Below are 16,437 nucleotides of genomic sequence, written 5' to 3' on the forward strand. Positions count from 1 at the left end.
GCAACATTCCTGCTGCATGCGTAGTGACTGGTGTGTTGCATCGACCGGTTGAGGTCGCCGCTCAAACTAGACACCAAGAGCGGGCCACCAACAAACAGAAAAGCCCAGCGAGCCTGACTCGTTAAGCCCTTGAGAAGCAAACCAGGCATATGCCCTTAGTCATGCTTCCCCCAGACTGTCGCCTGCCTGACACTCGGGGAACAAACCCTAGGGGATACAAGCATGCGCCTCACCCAGCTGGCTTCTGCCTTCGCCGGTGCGTTGGCTTTGTTCGGACTGTCGCTGCTGGTGGCCAACCCGGCCGCCGCACAACAGAAACCCGATCCTCAGGCGGAGTTGATCGCCAAGCGCAATGCGATCGAGAAAGAGCTTGAACAGGTTGCGATCATCGACCGCAAGGTGATGGTGAAGATGCGCGACGGCAAGCTGATGGCGGCGGATATCTACCGTCCCAAGGGCGCGGACAAGGTGCCGATCATCTTTGTGCGCACGCCGTACAACTTTAATTTCTGGGATGTGAAACTCGGCGCGCCGCGCGATATGACGCGCGAGCTTGAGGCGGTAAAGCGTGGTTACGCCCTGGTCGAGATGCAGGAGCGCGGGCATTTCTTCTCGCAGGGTAATTACGACATTCTCGGCATGCCGCTGAGCGATGGCAGCGACGAGCTGAAGTGGATGTCTTCGCAGCCCTGGTCGAACGGCAAGGTCGGCACGACCGGCTGTTCGTCGACGGCGGAATGGCAGTTGGCGGTGGTGGCGCAGAGCGATCCTTCGCTGACTACGTTCAATGTGCAGGGTTTCGGCGCCGGTGTCGGTCACGTCGGTCCCTACTATGAGCAAGGCAACTGGTATCGCGGTGGCGCGGTGCAGATGCTGTTTATTTCCTGGATCTACGACTACGGCATCCAGAATCAGGTGCGACCGATGTTTCCGGGCGACACTACGCAGGCGGAGCTGATCAACGCCTCGCATTTCTTCGACCTGGCGACGCAGATGCCGCCGGTCGATTGGGACAAGGCGTTCTGGCATCTGCCGGAGCAGGACATCATCAAGGCTGTCGGCGGTCCGCCGGGTATCTTCGAAACGCACATGCCGGTTGCTACCGGCGGCGACATGATCGCCCGCGCGCCCAACGATCCGGCCTGGTACAAGGGCGGCCTCTGGCACGAGAACATGAAGATCAGCAAGCCGGGGCTGTGGTTCATGAGCTGGTTCGACGTGTCGGTGTCGCCCAATCTGGCCGCCTATAACGAAGTTCGCCGCACGGCACCGAAGGCCATTGCTGATCAGCAATACGCGGTGATCGCGCCGGTGTTGCATTGCGCGTATACGCGTGCGACCGAGCACACGATGATCGGCGATCTTGATGTGGGTGATGCGCGCTTCGACTACGACGATCTGGTCTACGGCTGGTTCGATCATTATCTCAAGGGTGAAGACAGCCCGATGCTGGATAAGCAGCCCAAGGTCATGTACTACGTGATGGGCGCCAATCGCTGGAAGAGCGCCGATACCTGGCCGCCGGCCGGAGCTGTCACGCAAAGTCTCTATTTCAACAGCGACGGGCAGGCCAATACGCTTTACGGTAACGGCAAGCTCGTTGCCGCAGCACCCGAGACGGACCACCCCGATCAGTTTGTCTACGATCCGGCCAACCCGGTGCCCACGTTCGGCGGTGGTGGTTGCTGCATGGGTAGCGCGGTGAAGTTCGGTTCCTACGACCAGCGTCCGCAGGAAGCCCGCAACGACATCCTGGTCTACGACTCCGAACCCTTCAAGCAAGGTATGGAGGTCAGCGGACCGATCACGGTGACTTTGTATGTGTCCTCCAGTGCGAAGGACACCGACTTTACCTTCAAGGTCAGCGACGTGTACCCCGATGGTCGCGCCTTCAATGTCACCGAGAACATCCAGCGCATGCGCTACCGCAATGGCTACGACAAGCCGCTGGCGTGGATGTCGCCGGGGCAGGTGTACAAGGTGACCTTCCAGCCGATTGATACCAGCTACTACTTCCGTCCTGGTCACAAGTTGCGGGTGGATATTTCAAGCAGCAACTTTCCGCGCTTTGACCGCAATCTCAATACTGGCGGCAATAACTACGATGAGGTTGAGGGTGTGATTGCGCATAATGTGATTCATCACGATAGCCAGCATCCGTCGGAGATCACGCTTACGGTCGTGCCTAATGCTGAGGCGGTGGTTGATGGGGGAGCTCGCAAGTAGATGCTTTTCTTTCTCTCCCCTCTGGGGTACGCGGGGAGAGCACATGGATGTGCTCGGCTATGAGGAGCGAGGAGAGGATTGAGGTGAGGGACCAACCTCGCGGTGAATCACCAAATGAAATATCAGCGAGGCTCTGAATTTCCCCGCAAGCGCAACCCCTCACCCCAACCCTCTCCCCGAAGGGGAGAGGGAGTTGTTACGGCATGAGTGAAAGAATCACAGCGTCAAGGCTTTTCTTCCTCTCCCCTCCGGGGAGAGGGCCGAGGTGAGGGGTCAATCTCGCGATGAAGTAGATACGCAGCGTGAGTGAATGAAGAAGACTTGACGCTGTTGCCATGAAGTTCGAGGCAAGCCCGGCCCCTCACCCCAACCCTCTCCCCGAAGGGGAGAGGGAGCAAAGCGGTAAGGCCTGAGGCGCGCTAGATCCGCAACACCGCGATAACGATCTCCACCATGATGACCATTTCCAGCAGCTCGGCGTGGTTGCCGGAAGCTTCTTCATAAAGCGCCGCATATTGGAGCGCAGGTAATCAAGCCCTTTCAATAACTGTCTTGCCGCTCGTCGTCGTCTGCCAGTGTCACTTGGTTGCGGCCTGCCTGTTTGGCTCGATAGAGCGCTTCATCCGCATGTAGGTGGACGTCGTTCGCACTGGCGCCTAGTTGGTATTGCGCAATGCCACAACTGAAGGTCGTGGTGAATGTGAGGCCGCGGCTGGCGCGCTGGTGCACCAGGGAGAAGGCTTCGCGCAGCTCGTTCAATAGGCCAAAGGCCTGTTTTGCGTTGGTATCCGGCAGGATCACGACGAACTCCTCGCCACCGATGCGGCCAACGATATCGGTTCGCCGCAGGCGTCGCTTGAGGAGTTCGGCGAGGTTCTTCAGCACGCTGTCGCCGATCAAATGGCCGTAGGTGTCGTTGACGTTCTTGAAGTTATCCAGGTCGAGCGCGGCAAGGCAGAAGACGCGCTGCTGCCGCGTCGCTCTTGCCGTTTCCGTGGTGAGGCGATCCTTGGTCGCGGCATGGTTGAGCAGGCCGGTAAGGCTGTCTTGCTCGATGTGGGAGCGCAGTACGCGGTAGCGCCGCAGCCGAGTAGAGACGGCGGAGATCAGATGTTCCGGCATGATGGGCTTGGTAAGGAAGTCGTCGGCGCCCAATTGCATGGCAATCAAGCGGCGGTCGGTATCGCTCTCCGTCGACAGATACACGATCGGTACTAGGACGTAGTTGTCCAATTGACGGATCACGGCCGCGAGTTCCGAACCGGTGCATTTGGGCATATACATGTCCATCAGCACGAGATCCGGCTTGAAATCGTCCAGATGCGCAAGGATGGTCATGGGATCCGTCACGATATCGGTACTGATGCCGGCCGACTGCAAGGTGAAGGCGTGATGGGTGGCCAACGGGCCGTTGTCGTCGACGATCAATACTCGATAGGGCTCCGGCGGCAGGTCACTGATCAGATCATCGAGCCTGCCGATCAGTGTGCCGACGTCTATCGGTTTCACCAGGTATGCGGCGCCCCCGGCGCGGGCGGCGGCCAGCCTCGCCGTGAGATCGTTGCGGAACGAGAAGAAGATAACGGGCGTGCGCAGCTGTTTGGCTATCGATAGCTGGATGATGGCCTCGGGGCCGGCCAGATCGCCTTGCGGGAACACGATGTCCATCAACACCACGGCCAGCAACGGATCGACCGGCGTTTCAAGAAGCTGTTTTGGCGTCTCAAAGATTTTGACGGTGTAGCCAAAGTGACCGAGCTGCAGCATGAGATCGGTTGCCAGCGACGCGTCATCTTCGACCAGATAGATAAGCTTTCTTTCTGCCTCCGGCACGGTGCTTGGAGGTAGCGCGGGAACAGACGAGGGCGCTATGGGAGTTCGTGCTCCTCGGTCAAGGGCCTCGATCAGCCGGGCGATGGAGTCGCTTTCTTCCAGGCTGAGGGGGCGCCCATCGTTCAGGGCGCCATCCACGATCGTTTCAAGTTGTCGCGCGGCAATCGAGAGAGCGGGGTAGCCGAATGTGGCGCCGGATCCGGCGAGACTGTGCGCGAGGTGGCGCAGTTGCGGCAGCTCGACCACGTTGTCGTGCCGACGGAACGCGCCCTCCAACTGGGCAAGTTTTGCGGGTAGCTGCTGCGCATAGTTCTCCCGAAGCAGGCACAGCTGTTCCGCAATGTTTGGCGGGTTTGTCATGGCGGCATCTCAACTAACGTGTTTGTTCCAGATGTCACGCACCGTGTTGGATAAGGTCATCGGATCGAACGGTTTGGCAATGACGTCAAGCGCTCCTTGCTGCCGGTAGCGTGCTATCTCGGCTGCCTGCACTTTGGCAGTCATGAACACGATCGGGGTTTCCTTCAGCGCAGGCAATTCGCGCAACGCGCTGAGCGTGGAAGGACCATCCATGCCTGGCATCATCACATCCAGCAGGATCATGTCGGGATTGAACGACTGGACGGCGTCGAGCGCGGCTTTCCCCGAGTCACACGTGCAAAGGGTGAAGCCACCAACGGTCTCGAGTGCGAGGCGGGCTACGGCTTGTATATCGGGCTCGTCCTCCACGTAGAGGATGCGCTGCAGGGATTTGACGGTCACGTCTTGTCTCCCCTCTAGATCTTGCGGGTAAGGGACTGGATGGCGTCCAGCAATTCGGGATTTGTTACGTGCGATTTCACGAGAGCCGCCGCGACCCGGCCGGATTCGGCAATGGACAACTCGCTCGCGGAGAAAACCAGCACCGGTGGCCGGGGTACCAACTGCTCGATGAAGGGAATCAGATCCCAGCCGGAACGGTCCGGCAGTGTGAGGTCGAGCACCACCAGATCGTACTGAGCGGTCGACAGCAATACGGTGGCTTCCTGGAATGTGGCCGCGCTGGAGAAGTCGGCGATATCTGTGCAGAGCGACGCGACAATCTGACGAAGGTCAGAATCGTCTTCGACATGCAGCACGCGGCTCTTCCCATCGGCTTTGCCGGTGATGCCGGCACGAACGGCATGGAGCAAGCGCCCTTGGTCGATCGGTTTGGAAATCCAGTCGACCACGCCAAGGCCGTCTCCCTCGTAGGCGCGGGGGGAGCTGCGTAGATGGCCGGACACTACCACGACACAAAGATCCTCCAGCGCAGGGTTGCTTCGCATCTCGTGCAGAAACGCCCTGCCGTCGAGGCCAGGCATCTGGATGTCCAGCGTCATGGCTGCAAATTTTTCTTCGGCCAGCAATTGTCGGACCGTGGCGCCGTCATAGGCGGTGATCGCCTCATAGCCAGCTTGCTCGAGCATCATGCAGAGCAAGGTGGATACGTCGTGATCGTCTTCGCAGACGAGGACTTTTTGACGGTGCGACACCAGCGTGGGAAGCTCGGGAAGGGAGGCCGGAATGGTCTCGGTCCACTCAGGCAAATCAAAATGGAAGGTTGTGCCGGTTCCTTCCTCGGTGTCGAATCCGATACTGCCGCCCATGGCTTCCATGATGGCTTTCGAAATAGACAATCCAAGGCCGGTGCCACCCTTCGGGCGAGTGTCGGAGGAGTCGGCCTGGGAGAACTTTTCGAATACCTTGTGCCGGAACGATTCGGGAATGCCAGGCCCCCTGTCGCTCACTGCTACGCGGATCAGGTCACCGTGACGTGTGATCTGCAGATCCACGCTGGCGCCCTTGGGGGAGAACTTCGCGGCGTTGCCCATCAGGTTGGTCATGACCTGCATCAGGCGATCTGCATCGACCAGGACCCAGGTGCCGGGCATGGAGGCCGTTAGCCTGAACGTGACGCCAAGCTGCTCCGCATACGCCCGATTGACGGCCATGGCCTGCTCGACCAGCGGCTGCAACTCGTGCGGCCTGAGGTCGAACTGCATGTGTCCTGCTTCGATCTTCTCAATGTCGAGAATGTCGTTGATGAGCCGTACCAGCCGCTCGCTGTTCTTGCTGGCCATGTCGACCAGCGTCTTCGTCTGGCCAGAAAGTGCGCCGCCGACGCCTCCCGCAAGCAGGCCGAGAGAGCCCATGATGGACGTTAGCGGCGTTCGCAATTCGTGGCTTACGGTAGAAATGAATTCGTTCTTCATGCGTTCCACTTGCTTGCGTTCGCTGATGTCCTCCAGCGTGCCTACGTAACCCAGAAGCTGTTCGCCGTTGCGCATGGCAGCGGCTTTGCAAGTTACCCACGTGGTCGAACCGTCGTGACGAAGCAAATGACAGTCGACGGTAAGGTTGCCGTTGCTTTTCAGCATCTCGTTCCACGCGGACAGCACGTGCTCCTGATCGCCAGGGTGAATGCCGAAATTCCACGGCTTGCCATGTATTTCCTCGTCGGAATAGCCGGTTATCTCCTGGTACATCTGATTGACGTGCAGGCACAATCCATTCGCGTCCGTGACGAAGGTGCCCAGTGGAGACGCTTCGTTCATGGCCGAAAAGCGCGCCGTGCTCTCAATCAGATCGGCTTGAACTCGCTGTCGTTCGTTGATTTCTTCGGCAAGCCCGCGGGCATAGCGGCGTTGTTTGCCAAGCACCAGGCCGATGGCGGCGAGGCCTGAAACAGCCACCAGCGACAGTGAGCCGAACGCTTGCTGCAGCGATTGGCGCGACGCGGTGGCAAGCGAAGTAACGGGGCGAATGACTTCGAGTACGCCGCGCACGTCGCCCACCTTCCAATCTTTCTTTGGGCTGTCCGGGCGGGAATTGTGGCAACCGATGCACTGCGGCAACATGCGGTCGGCCACGGCGTATCGAAACACGTACTGGCCTTGATACATGTCAAAGCGACCCAGTGGCTTGTCTGGATTCTTTCGCAGTGAACTGAGCGCCTCGCGTTCGAAATCATCGTGGGGGCCGCCGTTCTTGCGCCACGGGAAGGGATAGTCGCTGTAAAGGCGGACCTTCAAGCCTGTGCCGTTCTGGCCGAGTTGCTGGCCAAGCTCGATCGTAAACGTGGCGGGCAGGGGAATGGCGGCGTCTTTGTTGAAATAATCGGGCGTCACTTCGATGCCGTGGCCGCGCACGCGTTCCACTACATCGGAGGTGTAGAGCGCGCGCATTTCCGACATCGTGCGGGCCTGAAGCTGCGCCCCCTGCTCGGCCAGGGTTGCGACCAGCCTTTCCTGCAGATGGCTCATGTACCAGAACGTCACTCCGGTAGCGGTGACTACCAGCACGATCAATACCAGCACGATATGTTCGAAGACGAATCGCGTGATGGCATTGCTTGCGGCGGACAGATAGTGCGTTACTGCGTTCAATTTGCCCTCCTCGGTGGAAGGAAAACCGTCAGCCTGACTGCTCGTCTGCAATGATTCCGTCGCCTGGAAACCCAGGCCTAACGCACCGCCGGCGAACTTGTCGCCGCCTCAATGTGCTGCCTCGTGTGAGGTTGACCCGTTCTAATGGCGCCCCCTGCGGTGCGCTTTTCTTGCATGGTTCAGGTGTAATTCGCGTGAAGGGTATTCATCGTTTTGGGGTATTAGTTGCGATATCTCGCGGAAAACTTTCCGAATATCCGGAGTGCCTGCGGGTCCAGGGTACGGACACTATCGAGTTTTCCCAGCGCGGTCCGCCCTGGAGGCATACCCATATTTTGCGCAACACCAGCAAAGTTAGGAGGCCATCCAAGCCGACTGCGGCCTTCGCCGGAACGACGGGTGAAATGACGAGCGAAAAGAGTGTGGATGCCTCAGAGCCGGGCGGCTACCCGCCATCTAGATCCGCAAGACCGCGATAACGATCTCCACCACGATCAGCACGATAATAGCCATTTCAAGCAGCTCGGCGCGCTTGCCGGAGGCTTCTTCATAAAGCGCCGCATAAGTGTCGCGGATGATCGAGAGTTTGCGATCCACTGCCGCACTGACGTGGCGCACGCGGAACAGGTCCAGGGCTGATGTGTAAACGCGCGCAAGGTAGACGTCTTCGGTTACCTGCAGGGCGTTATCGACTTTTTCGGTGATTTCGGTGACTTCCGCCACCAGCGTATAGAGCTTGCGCGCCAGATCGGCGAAGTGGCGCGCCGCGAGTGGATTGCCGGCGTGGTGAGCAGCTTCCACCATGTCGTACATGCGCGGTAGCTCGGCGTCGAGTACTTCGTCGTAGAAGCGCATTTCCAGCAACTGGGCGTTGGCGACTTCCAGAATATCCACTACGTCGGAATCGCTGCGCGGTTCGTAGATAAAGGCGCGATCCCAGGTGAGCACCACCAGATCGTCGGCGTAGTAGGAGAAGCGCTGTTGCAACAAATCCCGGCGCGCTTGTTCGGATAACGACCGCTGTTCGCCGGATAGCAAGGGAACGAGATCGATACGTTCGTGCATCGTGCTTACGGGCACGGGTTCGTCGAAGGCGTGCACGATGCCGAGTAGGTAGTCCTCATGCAGCGAGGCAGGGCTTGGTCGTGTCAATGCGGGCCGTAATACCCCGCGCACGTGTTCCAGCAGTTCCGTCCAGATGGGGCTGTCTGCACTGGGGCCCAACAGCGCATCAACCGCGTTGACCAATTGGCTGTAAGTGGCCCAGTTGCAGGACGTCACAGGCACCAGCACGGAAAACGCCGCCGCGCCGAAGTCATACAGGCGCACGGTGACATAGGCGCGGTAGGTCTGCCCGAGCAAGGACAGCTCCAGCATATCCAACGTAAGTCGCACGGGCGGCACACCGAAGGCCACCGCCTTGGGTGGTGTACTGCTGAGTTTGCTGCGCACGCTGGCGGGACGGCTTTGCTCCGCCCACAGCGTTTCAACGTTGGCCAGGTCGATGGCGTCGGCGATATCGACAAGATGCATGGCAATCACGACAGCCGACTGGACTGTGGGTTGCTCGTACGGCATGAACATAGCGCCTGTGGCGAATACTCAATGAGCTACGGGAGCGAGATAGCCTGGTGCTTCTCGCTTCACGGCGCTCATTAGATCATAGCGATATGTTTTTTGCTGGTCGGCACTACGCGTTAGCTGCTGTGGAGCGTTGCGCAAGCACTTCATCCATGGAACGGGGCAGCCGCAGCGCGGCGGTGGCGGTGGCTGCGTGCAATACGCACAGCAGCACGAAGGTCCAGGCGTAGGGCGTAAGCGATAGCTGATGTGTTTGTTGGGTAGCCAGGCTCCAGCCAAGAAACGTGGCGCAAAGCGTGGTGAAGGTCGGGCCGCCCAGGCGCTGCACGATATTGAGAGAAGTACTCGCCATCGGCAGTTCTTTCTTGCTGACGGACGCATAAGCGGCGGATATCGACGGGATACCCACCGCGCTTTGGCCGGCGCCGCGAATAAATAGTGCAATGGACAGCACGATCAGATTGAGCGAATGATCCGCCAGATAAAGAAAGGGCAGGGTGCCGAGCAGTGCCAACGATGCACCGCCCGCAGCAATATGGCGAATGCCGAATCGCCGGGTCAGCGCGCCCATGGACGGATAGGTGCACAGCATGCCCAGGCCCAGCGGCGCCAATAGCCAGCCCATTTCACTCGGCGAACGGCCGCAGGCCTGGATCAGGTAGATGGGAATCAGCATTTGCCCGGCGAATAGCGCGCCGTTGGACAGGAACTGGGTAACGGCAGCGGCGGGAAATACCTTGCCTTGGAACAGCTGAAGATCGACCAGCGCATGATCGCCCTTGCGCTTGGCGTTCCATAAAAACAGCGTAAGCAACATCGCGGAAACCAGCACAGCCAGCTGTCCCAGGTGATCGCCGATACGGTCGGCGCCGTAAAGAAAGATCACCAGACTGGGCGATAGCAAAGCTAGTCCGATCCAGTCCAATTGCCGCGGCCGGGTGTGTTCGCGATCGTCAGGCAGAAACACGGCGGCCAGAACCAACGCCAATACGCCGAATGGAAGATTGACCAGGAACAACCAGCGCCACGAACCGTATTGCAGAATCAGACCGGCTGCGACCGGTCCCAGAATCGGCGCCAACAGCACCGGCACGGCCGAATAACCGACGATACGCGCCATGTGCCTGCCTGCGGCGCGCGCCATCATCATTTGCGCCATCGGCGCCAGCAATCCGCCGCTGATGCCCTGGATGACGCGAAATGCAATCAGGGAATGCGCCGACCATGCCAGCCCGCACAAGGCGGACGAAAGCGTGAACGCGACAAAGCACCATAGATAAACCGCTTTGGCGCCCATGCGGTCCACCAGCCAGCCGCTCATCGGCAGTGCCAGTGTCAACGCCAGCAAGTAACCACTGGTGACCCATTGAATGGTCGACAGGCCGGTGTGCAAATCCGTGGCGAGATTGGAAAGCGAGACGTTGGCGATGGTTGCGTCCAACTGAGCGAGAAACGCGCCAAGCACCGCTACCGCCGTGATTTTCCAGATCAAGGGATCGAGCTGGTTGGCGGCATCTAACCCATCGGACTTGGCTTTGACATGCATGCCCGGCTTAGCCCTGAAGATTGCCGCCGTTGAAGCGGCCAAATCGTTTTGACAGCGGCAGGCTCAGCAACAAGGCGCCCAGCCCCAGCGCGATCGCCGATTCCGCGCTGCGCAGATCGAAGTTGCCGACGCGCAGGATCAGCAGATACGCGGCCACCAGATTGATGAAACCCCAGATCACGTTGAGCGATGACGACGACAGCCCCTCACCGGGCGGATGCGCGAAGGGCGTCTGGAAAGCGCGTCCCATCAGACCGCTGACGACATGCGGAACGGCGTTGGCCAGAAAAGCGCCGCCGAAGAAATACGAAACATCCTGAAGCCAAGCCACCATGGTGTTTCCCCTTTGGATGGATGTGGGTGCGTACGTTACGGTTTGCTGAGGCGCTTGATCAGCGGAATCGCCGCGATCAGGGTTTGCAGTTCGTTGGAATCCAGCTTCGCCATCTCGGCCGTCAGCCATTCGCGCTTGGCGATGCCACGCTTTTTCCGCATGTCGATGCCGGCGACGGTCAGTGCAAAAAGAATCTGTCGCCCGTCGGTGGGGTGGGGTTGCCGCTGCACCAGTCCTTCCTGTTCCAGGCCGGCCAGGATGGTGCCCATCGATTGCGGCTTCATGGATTCGGCGCGTGCCAGATCCGCGGTAGTCATCGCGCCGAGTTGATCCAGGCGCGCCAACACGCTTAATTGCGAGAGACCGAGTTCGGTGGGGTTGGCTTCCGAACGCACGCGGCGTAGCAGCTGGCCGATCGCTACGGTCAGGTCACTGACGGCAGTTTCCAGGGCGGGAAGGGATGCGGGGGCTTTGTTCACGTGGGCATCCTATAGATTAGAAGTTTAACTTGCAAGTTAAACTGTCAAAAGTGCTATGCCAATCGGCCGGTGAAGCGCCCGTTGGTGATGTGCTAGAAAAAACACACCCCACCACAGCACGAGTTCCCGTATGGCTACGGCAGATATTCGCCACGCGGAATTTCCGCGCGACACAGGCGAGGTGCGCGCACTTTTTCAGGAATACGCCGATGGTCTGGGCGTCGATCTGGGCTTTCAGGGTTTCGATGCCGAGGTGGCCGAGCTGCCGGGCAAATATGCCGCTCCCGGCGGTCGTCTGTTGCTGGCATGGCACGGTGACGAAGCGGTGGGTTGCATCGCCATGCGGCGTATCGATGGCGAGTTGTGCGAGATGAAACGTTTGTACGTGCGTCCACAGGCGCGTGGTGAATCGTTAGGCCGAAGGCTGGTGGAGCGTCTTTGCGACGAAGCACGCCGCGCCGGTTATGCGCGCATTTGCCTGGATACCCTCGCCTCGATGGCGTCAGCGCAGCGGTTGTACGAGTCGATGGGTTTCAAATCCACCGATCCGTATGTGTACAACCCGCTGCCGGGTACCAGGTTCCTGTCGTTGGATCTTGCGGAATGACAGATGGGTGGGGTCGCCGGTGAATTTTTTGCACCGGCTGAGCATCGAGGTAGGGATTCGCCTGCCGATTCCGTCTTAGCTAGGGAGTATTGCTGGAGCCGCCAAGACTCCATGCTCGTCTGCTGGCGGTTTACCGGGACTATTCTTTTGCTGATGGAACCCCGGACAGGGAAGTCTTTTTTTAATGAGGGATTCGGGCTTCGATGACTCACTGCACGATCGGAGTGCGCTGACCGGCACTCCGATCACCATGCCTCAGTGCATTACTCGGCTTCTTCGACTTCTTCCGCGCCTTCGGCCGTAATCTCGATGACGTCCTCATCGGCAAAGCCTTCGCGCACGATCAGCAGCGCGTTCGGGTTGGTGTAGCAGAAGATGGGCGCGATATCGTCGGCATAGCCATAGGTTTTGCACACGTCCAGCCATTTGGCGTGGATCTGCTGCCATTCGGGATTGCCGATCTGATCAACGCCGAACCACATGCTGATGCGATCCCAGCGCACGTTTGCCGAGCCGTTGAGGAAGATGGATTCGATGAACTGCGCAAATTCGATCTCGTGGTGACGCTGCATAAGCTGTTCCTTGGGGGGATGGGGGAGGCAAAGCTGGCGATTTTAGGGCCTGTTCGCACTATTTGCGTAGCCCGCGTTGCCGTGGAGTAGCCGTCAGGTGGTAGTGCGTGGCACCGGCTTGGCTGGCTGCCAAGTCAAGCCGCGCGCTGCCGCATGGCGGCTACTCCACGGCAACCCGAAGGGCCGGGTCTGTTTGCCCACCATCCGGCGTCATCGCTCAGTCGTGTACCGACGTACACTCCCTCGCTCTTCCTTGGCTGACGCGCAAACAGCTCCCGGCGCGGGCCACGCAAATAGTGCGAACAGGCCCTAAGCGCTTATGCGGCGCTGTCGTGTCTTGATGAAGTGCCTGGGATCAAGCCCGCCAGTGCTCCAGCAGGATGCGCGTCTGCTCCAGCACCGCTGACTTGATCAGCTCAGCTTTGGCGTCGTCGATTTCCTTCCACTTCAACATCTCCAGGCACGCGCCCGGCGGGTAATAGAAGGCCAGCACCTGGCCTTTCAGCGTGAGCAGCCGGATCCGTGTGATCGAGTCGTTGGGGCTGGTGCCCATGATGCTGGCGAGCAGCGCAAGCAGCAGTTTGTTGATCGGCTGCTTCATCTGCCGATGCAGCAAGGTGGAAGCGATGTTGGGGGCTTCGCCGGCCAGCTCACGGCCAATGAAGCGCGATCGGGAAACGTGCGCCGGCGTCAGCACCATGTCCAGCGTGAGGCTCTGGAAGCTGAGGTAGGTGTCGATCAGGCTTTCGGCCCCGGCGCCGTTCTTCAAATCAGCGCTGGCCTTGCGCATGGCCGGCGCGTAGCGGGTCTTGAGGTCGTTGGTGAGGTATTCGGCGCAGGCTTTGTAAAGCCCTTCCTTGTTTTCGAAGTAGTACTGCAGCGCCGGCGCGTTGACACCGGCCGCGGTGGCGATATCGCGCGTGGAGGCGCGGTCGAAGCCATGCTCGCCAAATCGTTGAATGGCGGCGTCGATGATGCGCTGGCGTGTTTCGTCGCCGCGGGCATATCCGCCGGCCGCCGGACGGCGCGGGCGCTTGGTTTCAGTCATGCGTGAGTCTCCATGCGTACCCCACCAAGATAGCATTTGACAAAATTATTCCAATCGGAATAAATATTCCACTTGGAATAATTTCAGGGTTAATGGCATGCCTGCTCCTACCGGAACCGCATCGGCCGATGCGGCGACTGCTTCTGCCACACCACCGGAACGCCGCAAGGTGCCGGGGTTTTTGCTGCCCGTCGGCATCGTGCTGGGGCTGGTGGCCGTGGCCGCCCTGGCTTATTGGTGGATCGTGGGCCGCTTTATCCAGAGCACCGACGATGCCTACCTGCAGGCGGACAGCGTGACCGTGGCGCCCAAGGTCAACGGCTATGTCACCGATGTCTACGTGGGTGACAACGCGGAGGTGAAGGCGGGCGATCCGCTGGTACGGCTCGACAGCCGCCAGTATCAGGCCGCGCTGGATCAGGCCACGGCGACAATCGATGCGCGCAAGGCGGATATCCAGCGCGCGCAGGCCGATATCCAGCAACAGAAGGGGGCGATCGAACAGGCCAGGGCACAGTTGCAGGCCGCGCAGATCAATGCCTGGCATACGCAGGACGAAGTGAGCCGTTACAGTCCGCTGGCGACGACCGGCGCGGAGAGTGGCGATCAGCTGTCGATCCTGATCACCAACCGCGATCAGGCCAAGGCCACGCTGACTGCCGACCAGGCGGCACTCGATCAGGCACAGGCCAAAATCGCCGATCTGGATGCACAGATTGCCCAGGCGCATGCGCAACTGGAGGCCGCACAGGCTTCGGCCAAGCAGTCGCAGCTCGATTTGCAGGATACGTTGATCCGCAGTTCGCTGAACGGTCGCGTCGGCGATCGCACGGTTCGCGTGGGCCAGTATGCGCAGCCGGGCACGCGCCTGATGACGGTGGTGCCGGTGCACAGCGTGTATCTCACCGCCAACTTCAAGGAAACCCAGATCGGCCGCATGCGCGCCGGCCAGCCGGCGACCTTGCATGTGGATGCTTTGCCGGATGCGGATCTGCACGGCGTGGTCGACAGTTTCGCGCCGGGCACCGGTTCGGAGTTCGCCTTGCTGCCGCCGGAGAACGCAACCGGCAACTTCACCAAGATCGTGCAGCGCGTGCCGGTGCGGATCCGTATCGATACGGACGAACAAACCCGCAAGCTGCTGCTGCCGGGTCTGTCGGTGACGGTGGACGTGGATACGCGCGCGGCGGGCAACACCTCGGCGAACGATAACCATGGCTGAGACGGCCGCCATGCCGGCGCATCATCCGGAGCGCGCCACCGTTGCGGACTGGATCGCCGTGGCGGCGGGTTCGCTGGGCGCGTTGATGGCGACGCTCGACATCTCGATCACCAATTCCGCGTTGCCGCAGATCCAGGGTGAAATCGGCGCGACGGGCACGGAAGGCACCTGGATCTCGACCGGCTACCTGATGTCGGAAATCGTGATCATTCCACTCGCGGCGTGGCTGACGCGGGTGTTCGGCCTGCGCAATTTCCTGCTCGGCTGCGCGGTGTTGTTCATCCTGTTTTCGATGATGTGCGGACTGTCGCACACGCTGATGGCGATGGTGATCGGCCGCATCGGGCAGGGGCTGACGGGCGGCGCGATGATTCCGACCGCGCAGACCATCATCCGCACGCGGCTGCCGCTGTGGCAGTTGCCGATCGGCATGACGGCGTTCGGTTTGATCGTGTTGCTCGGCCCGCTGATGGGTCCGGTGCTGGGTGGCTGGCTGACGGAAAACATCAGCTGGAGCTGGTGCTTCTTTATCAATCTGCCGGTGTGTATCGGCTTGATTACGTTGTTGCTGGCGGGTTTACCGTCGGCACCACCGCACCTGGAAGCATGGCGCAATGCCGACTGGCTGGGCATTATCGGTTTGTCGGTGGGACTGAGCTCGCTGACGGTGGTGCTGGAAGAAGGGCAGCGCGAGCGTTGGTTCGAATCCAACATGATTGTCTGGCTCAGCGTGCTTTCGCTGTTTGGCATGGTGCTGATCGCCATCTCGCAGTTCACTGCGAAGAAGCCGGTGATGCGCCTGAGCCTGCTGAGCAATCCGCGTTATGCCAGCGTCATTTTCATCGTGCTGGTGGTGGGCGCGGCGTTGTATGGCGTGATCTACCTGATCCCGCAGTTCCTTGGACTGATCGCCGGTTATAACGCGGAGCAATCCGGCTGGGTGATGCTGGTGTCGGGCGTGCCGGCGTTCCTGATGATGCCGATCTTGCCGCGCATGCTCGGCAGGGTGGATTTTCGCATCCTGGTCATTACCGGCCTGGCGTGTTTCGTGTTCAGTTGCATGCTGGATATTCACTTGACGGCGCAGAGCGTCGGTTATGACTTCTTCTGGTCGCAGCTGATTCGTGGTGCGGGACAGATGCTGGCGATGATGCCGTTGAACCAGGCGTCGATGGCAGCGGTGTCACGCGAGGAATCCGGCGACGCGGCCGGTATCTACAACATGGCCCGCAACCTCGGCGGTTCGATCGGCCTGGCGATCATCGGCACGGTGATCGATCGTCGCAATACCTTCCACGTGGCGGCGATCCGCGAATCGCTGAGCGCGAATTCAGTGCTGGGCCAGGATCGTATCGCCGCCAATGCGGCCAGCTGGTTCGCACGTACAGGCGATATGGCGTATTCGCGGATGCGCGCGCTAGGTCAATTGGCCGCACAGATCCAGCAGCAGGCGATGGTCATGACCTTCTCGGAAGTTTTTTACCTGCTAGGGATTGCCCTGTTGTGCTGCATACCGCTCGCCTTGCTGTTGAAGACCCCGAGTTACCACGCGCCGGCCAGCGGTGGCCATTGAGGATGCCTG

The 16,437-nt window shown here is 60.1% G+C and carries 13 protein-coding genes; 4 read left to right on the forward strand and 9 right to left on the reverse strand.

What is annotated here, in order from left to right:
* Window positions 1-222 precede the first annotated feature (222 nt).
* Window positions 223-2,226 (forward strand): CocE/NonD family hydrolase, encoded by a 2,004-nt coding sequence (locus tag ISP19_RS00805; RefSeq protein ID WP_204678547.1) that lies wholly within the window; start codon window positions 223-225, stop codon window positions 2,224-2,226.
* A gap of 540 nt (window positions 2,227-2,766) precedes the next feature.
* Here the strand turns inward: ISP19_RS00805 and ISP19_RS00810 are convergent.
* The 7 genes from ISP19_RS00810 to ISP19_RS21185 all read right to left on the reverse strand — a co-directional run bounded on the left by ISP19_RS00810 (window position 2,767) and on the right by ISP19_RS21185 (window position 11,406).
* Complete coding sequence (locus tag ISP19_RS00810) at window positions 2,767-4,419, reverse strand: diguanylate cyclase (protein WP_204678557.1); 1,653 nt, start codon at window positions 4,417-4,419, stop codon at window positions 2,767-2,769.
* A gap of 9 nt (window positions 4,420-4,428) precedes the next feature.
* Window positions 4,429-4,821: a response regulator gene (locus ISP19_RS00815; protein WP_204678558.1), complete on the reverse strand. Its 393-nt coding sequence runs from the start codon at window positions 4,819-4,821 to the stop codon at window positions 4,429-4,431.
* A 14-nt stretch (window positions 4,822-4,835) separates the two neighbouring features.
* The gene (locus tag ISP19_RS00820; protein WP_204678560.1) at window positions 4,836-7,466 is read right to left on the reverse strand and encodes a response regulator; all 2,631 of its coding nucleotides are present in this window, start codon (window positions 7,464-7,466) and stop codon (window positions 4,836-4,838) included.
* 456 nt (window positions 7,467-7,922) lie between these two features.
* Window positions 7,923-9,044, reverse strand: coding sequence for a hypothetical protein (locus ISP19_RS00825; protein ID WP_204678562.1), 1,122 nt, complete (start codon window positions 9,042-9,044; stop codon window positions 7,923-7,925).
* Between the two features lie 112 nt (window positions 9,045-9,156).
* Window positions 9,157-10,593 carry a DHA2 family efflux MFS transporter permease subunit gene (locus tag ISP19_RS00830; protein ID WP_204678572.1) on the reverse strand — a complete coding sequence of 479 codons (1,437 nt, stop codon included), beginning with the start codon at window positions 10,591-10,593 and terminating at the stop codon, window positions 9,157-9,159.
* A gap of 7 nt (window positions 10,594-10,600) precedes the next feature.
* The gene (locus ISP19_RS00835) at window positions 10,601-10,927 is read right to left on the reverse strand and encodes a hypothetical protein (protein WP_204678574.1); all 327 of its coding nucleotides are present in this window, start codon (window positions 10,925-10,927) and stop codon (window positions 10,601-10,603) included.
* 35 nt (window positions 10,928-10,962) lie between these two features.
* Window positions 10,963-11,406, reverse strand: a complete 444-nt coding sequence (locus ISP19_RS21185) for a MarR family winged helix-turn-helix transcriptional regulator (protein WP_204678582.1) — start codon at window positions 11,404-11,406, stop codon at window positions 10,963-10,965.
* A 130-nt stretch (window positions 11,407-11,536) separates the two neighbouring features.
* On the opposite strand from ISP19_RS21185, the gene ISP19_RS00845 reads away from it, so the two are divergent.
* Window positions 11,537-12,013: a GNAT family N-acetyltransferase gene (locus ISP19_RS00845; protein WP_204678591.1), complete on the forward strand. Its 477-nt coding sequence runs from the start codon at window positions 11,537-11,539 to the stop codon at window positions 12,011-12,013.
* A 263-nt stretch (window positions 12,014-12,276) separates the two neighbouring features.
* Here ISP19_RS00845 and ISP19_RS00850 read toward each other — a convergent pair whose 3' ends face one another.
* Both ISP19_RS00850 and ISP19_RS00855 read right to left on the reverse strand, forming a co-directional pair.
* Window positions 12,277-12,585: a hypothetical protein gene (locus tag ISP19_RS00850; protein WP_204678593.1), complete on the reverse strand. Its 309-nt coding sequence runs from the start codon at window positions 12,583-12,585 to the stop codon at window positions 12,277-12,279.
* A 355-nt stretch (window positions 12,586-12,940) separates the two neighbouring features.
* Window positions 12,941-13,633 (reverse strand): CerR family C-terminal domain-containing protein, encoded by a 693-nt coding sequence (locus ISP19_RS00855; protein ID WP_204678595.1) that lies wholly within the window; start codon window positions 13,631-13,633, stop codon window positions 12,941-12,943.
* Window positions 13,634-13,730: 97 nt separating this feature from the next.
* On the opposite strand from ISP19_RS00855, the gene ISP19_RS00860 reads away from it, so the two are divergent.
* Both ISP19_RS00860 and ISP19_RS00865 read left to right on the forward strand, forming a co-directional pair.
* Complete coding sequence (locus ISP19_RS00860) at window positions 13,731-14,855, forward strand: HlyD family secretion protein (protein ID WP_204678597.1); 1,125 nt, start codon at window positions 13,731-13,733, stop codon at window positions 14,853-14,855.
* Window positions 14,848-16,428: an MDR family MFS transporter gene (locus ISP19_RS00865; protein ID WP_204678599.1), complete on the forward strand. Its 1,581-nt coding sequence runs from the start codon at window positions 14,848-14,850 to the stop codon at window positions 16,426-16,428. Before ISP19_RS00860 ends, ISP19_RS00865 begins: the two co-directional genes overlap by 8 nt.
* The last annotated feature ends 9 nt before the right edge of the window (window positions 16,429-16,437 follow it).

Source organism: Dyella flava (genome assembly GCF_016904955.1).
In the GTDB taxonomy this organism is placed as follows: domain Bacteria; phylum Pseudomonadota; class Gammaproteobacteria; order Xanthomonadales; family Rhodanobacteraceae; genus Dyella_B; species Dyella_B flava.

What these genes read in the sequence shown, in the direction of transcription:
- ISP19_RS00825 (WP_204678562.1), bottom strand. Translation starts at nt 9,044, where the DNA reads ATGCCGTACGAGCAACCCACAGTCCAGTCGGCTGTCGTGATTGCCATG.
- ISP19_RS00830 (WP_204678572.1), bottom strand. Translation starts at nt 10,593, where the DNA reads ATGCATGTCAAAGCCAAGTCCGATGGGTTAGATGCCGCCAACCAGCTC.
- ISP19_RS00835 (WP_204678574.1), bottom strand. Translation starts at nt 10,927, where the DNA reads ATGGTGGCTTGGCTTCAGGATGTTTCGTATTTCTTCGGCGGCGCTTTT.
- ISP19_RS00805 (WP_204678547.1), top strand. Translation starts at nt 223, where the DNA reads ATGCGCCTCACCCAGCTGGCTTCTGCCTTCGCCGGTGCGTTGGCTTTG.
- ISP19_RS00865 (WP_204678599.1), top strand. Translation starts at nt 14,848, where the DNA reads ATGGCTGAGACGGCCGCCATGCCGGCGCATCATCCGGAGCGCGCCACC.
- ISP19_RS00810 (WP_204678557.1), bottom strand. Translation starts at nt 4,419, where the DNA reads ATGACAAACCCGCCAAACATTGCGGAACAGCTGTGCCTGCTTCGGGAG.
- ISP19_RS00845 (WP_204678591.1), top strand. Translation starts at nt 11,537, where the DNA reads ATGGCTACGGCAGATATTCGCCACGCGGAATTTCCGCGCGACACAGGC.
- ISP19_RS00850 (WP_204678593.1), bottom strand. Translation starts at nt 12,585, where the DNA reads ATGCAGCGTCACCACGAGATCGAATTTGCGCAGTTCATCGAATCCATC.
- ISP19_RS00860 (WP_204678597.1), top strand. Translation starts at nt 13,731, where the DNA reads ATGCCTGCTCCTACCGGAACCGCATCGGCCGATGCGGCGACTGCTTCT.
- ISP19_RS00855 (WP_204678595.1), bottom strand. Translation starts at nt 13,633, where the DNA reads ATGACTGAAACCAAGCGCCCGCGCCGTCCGGCGGCCGGCGGATATGCC.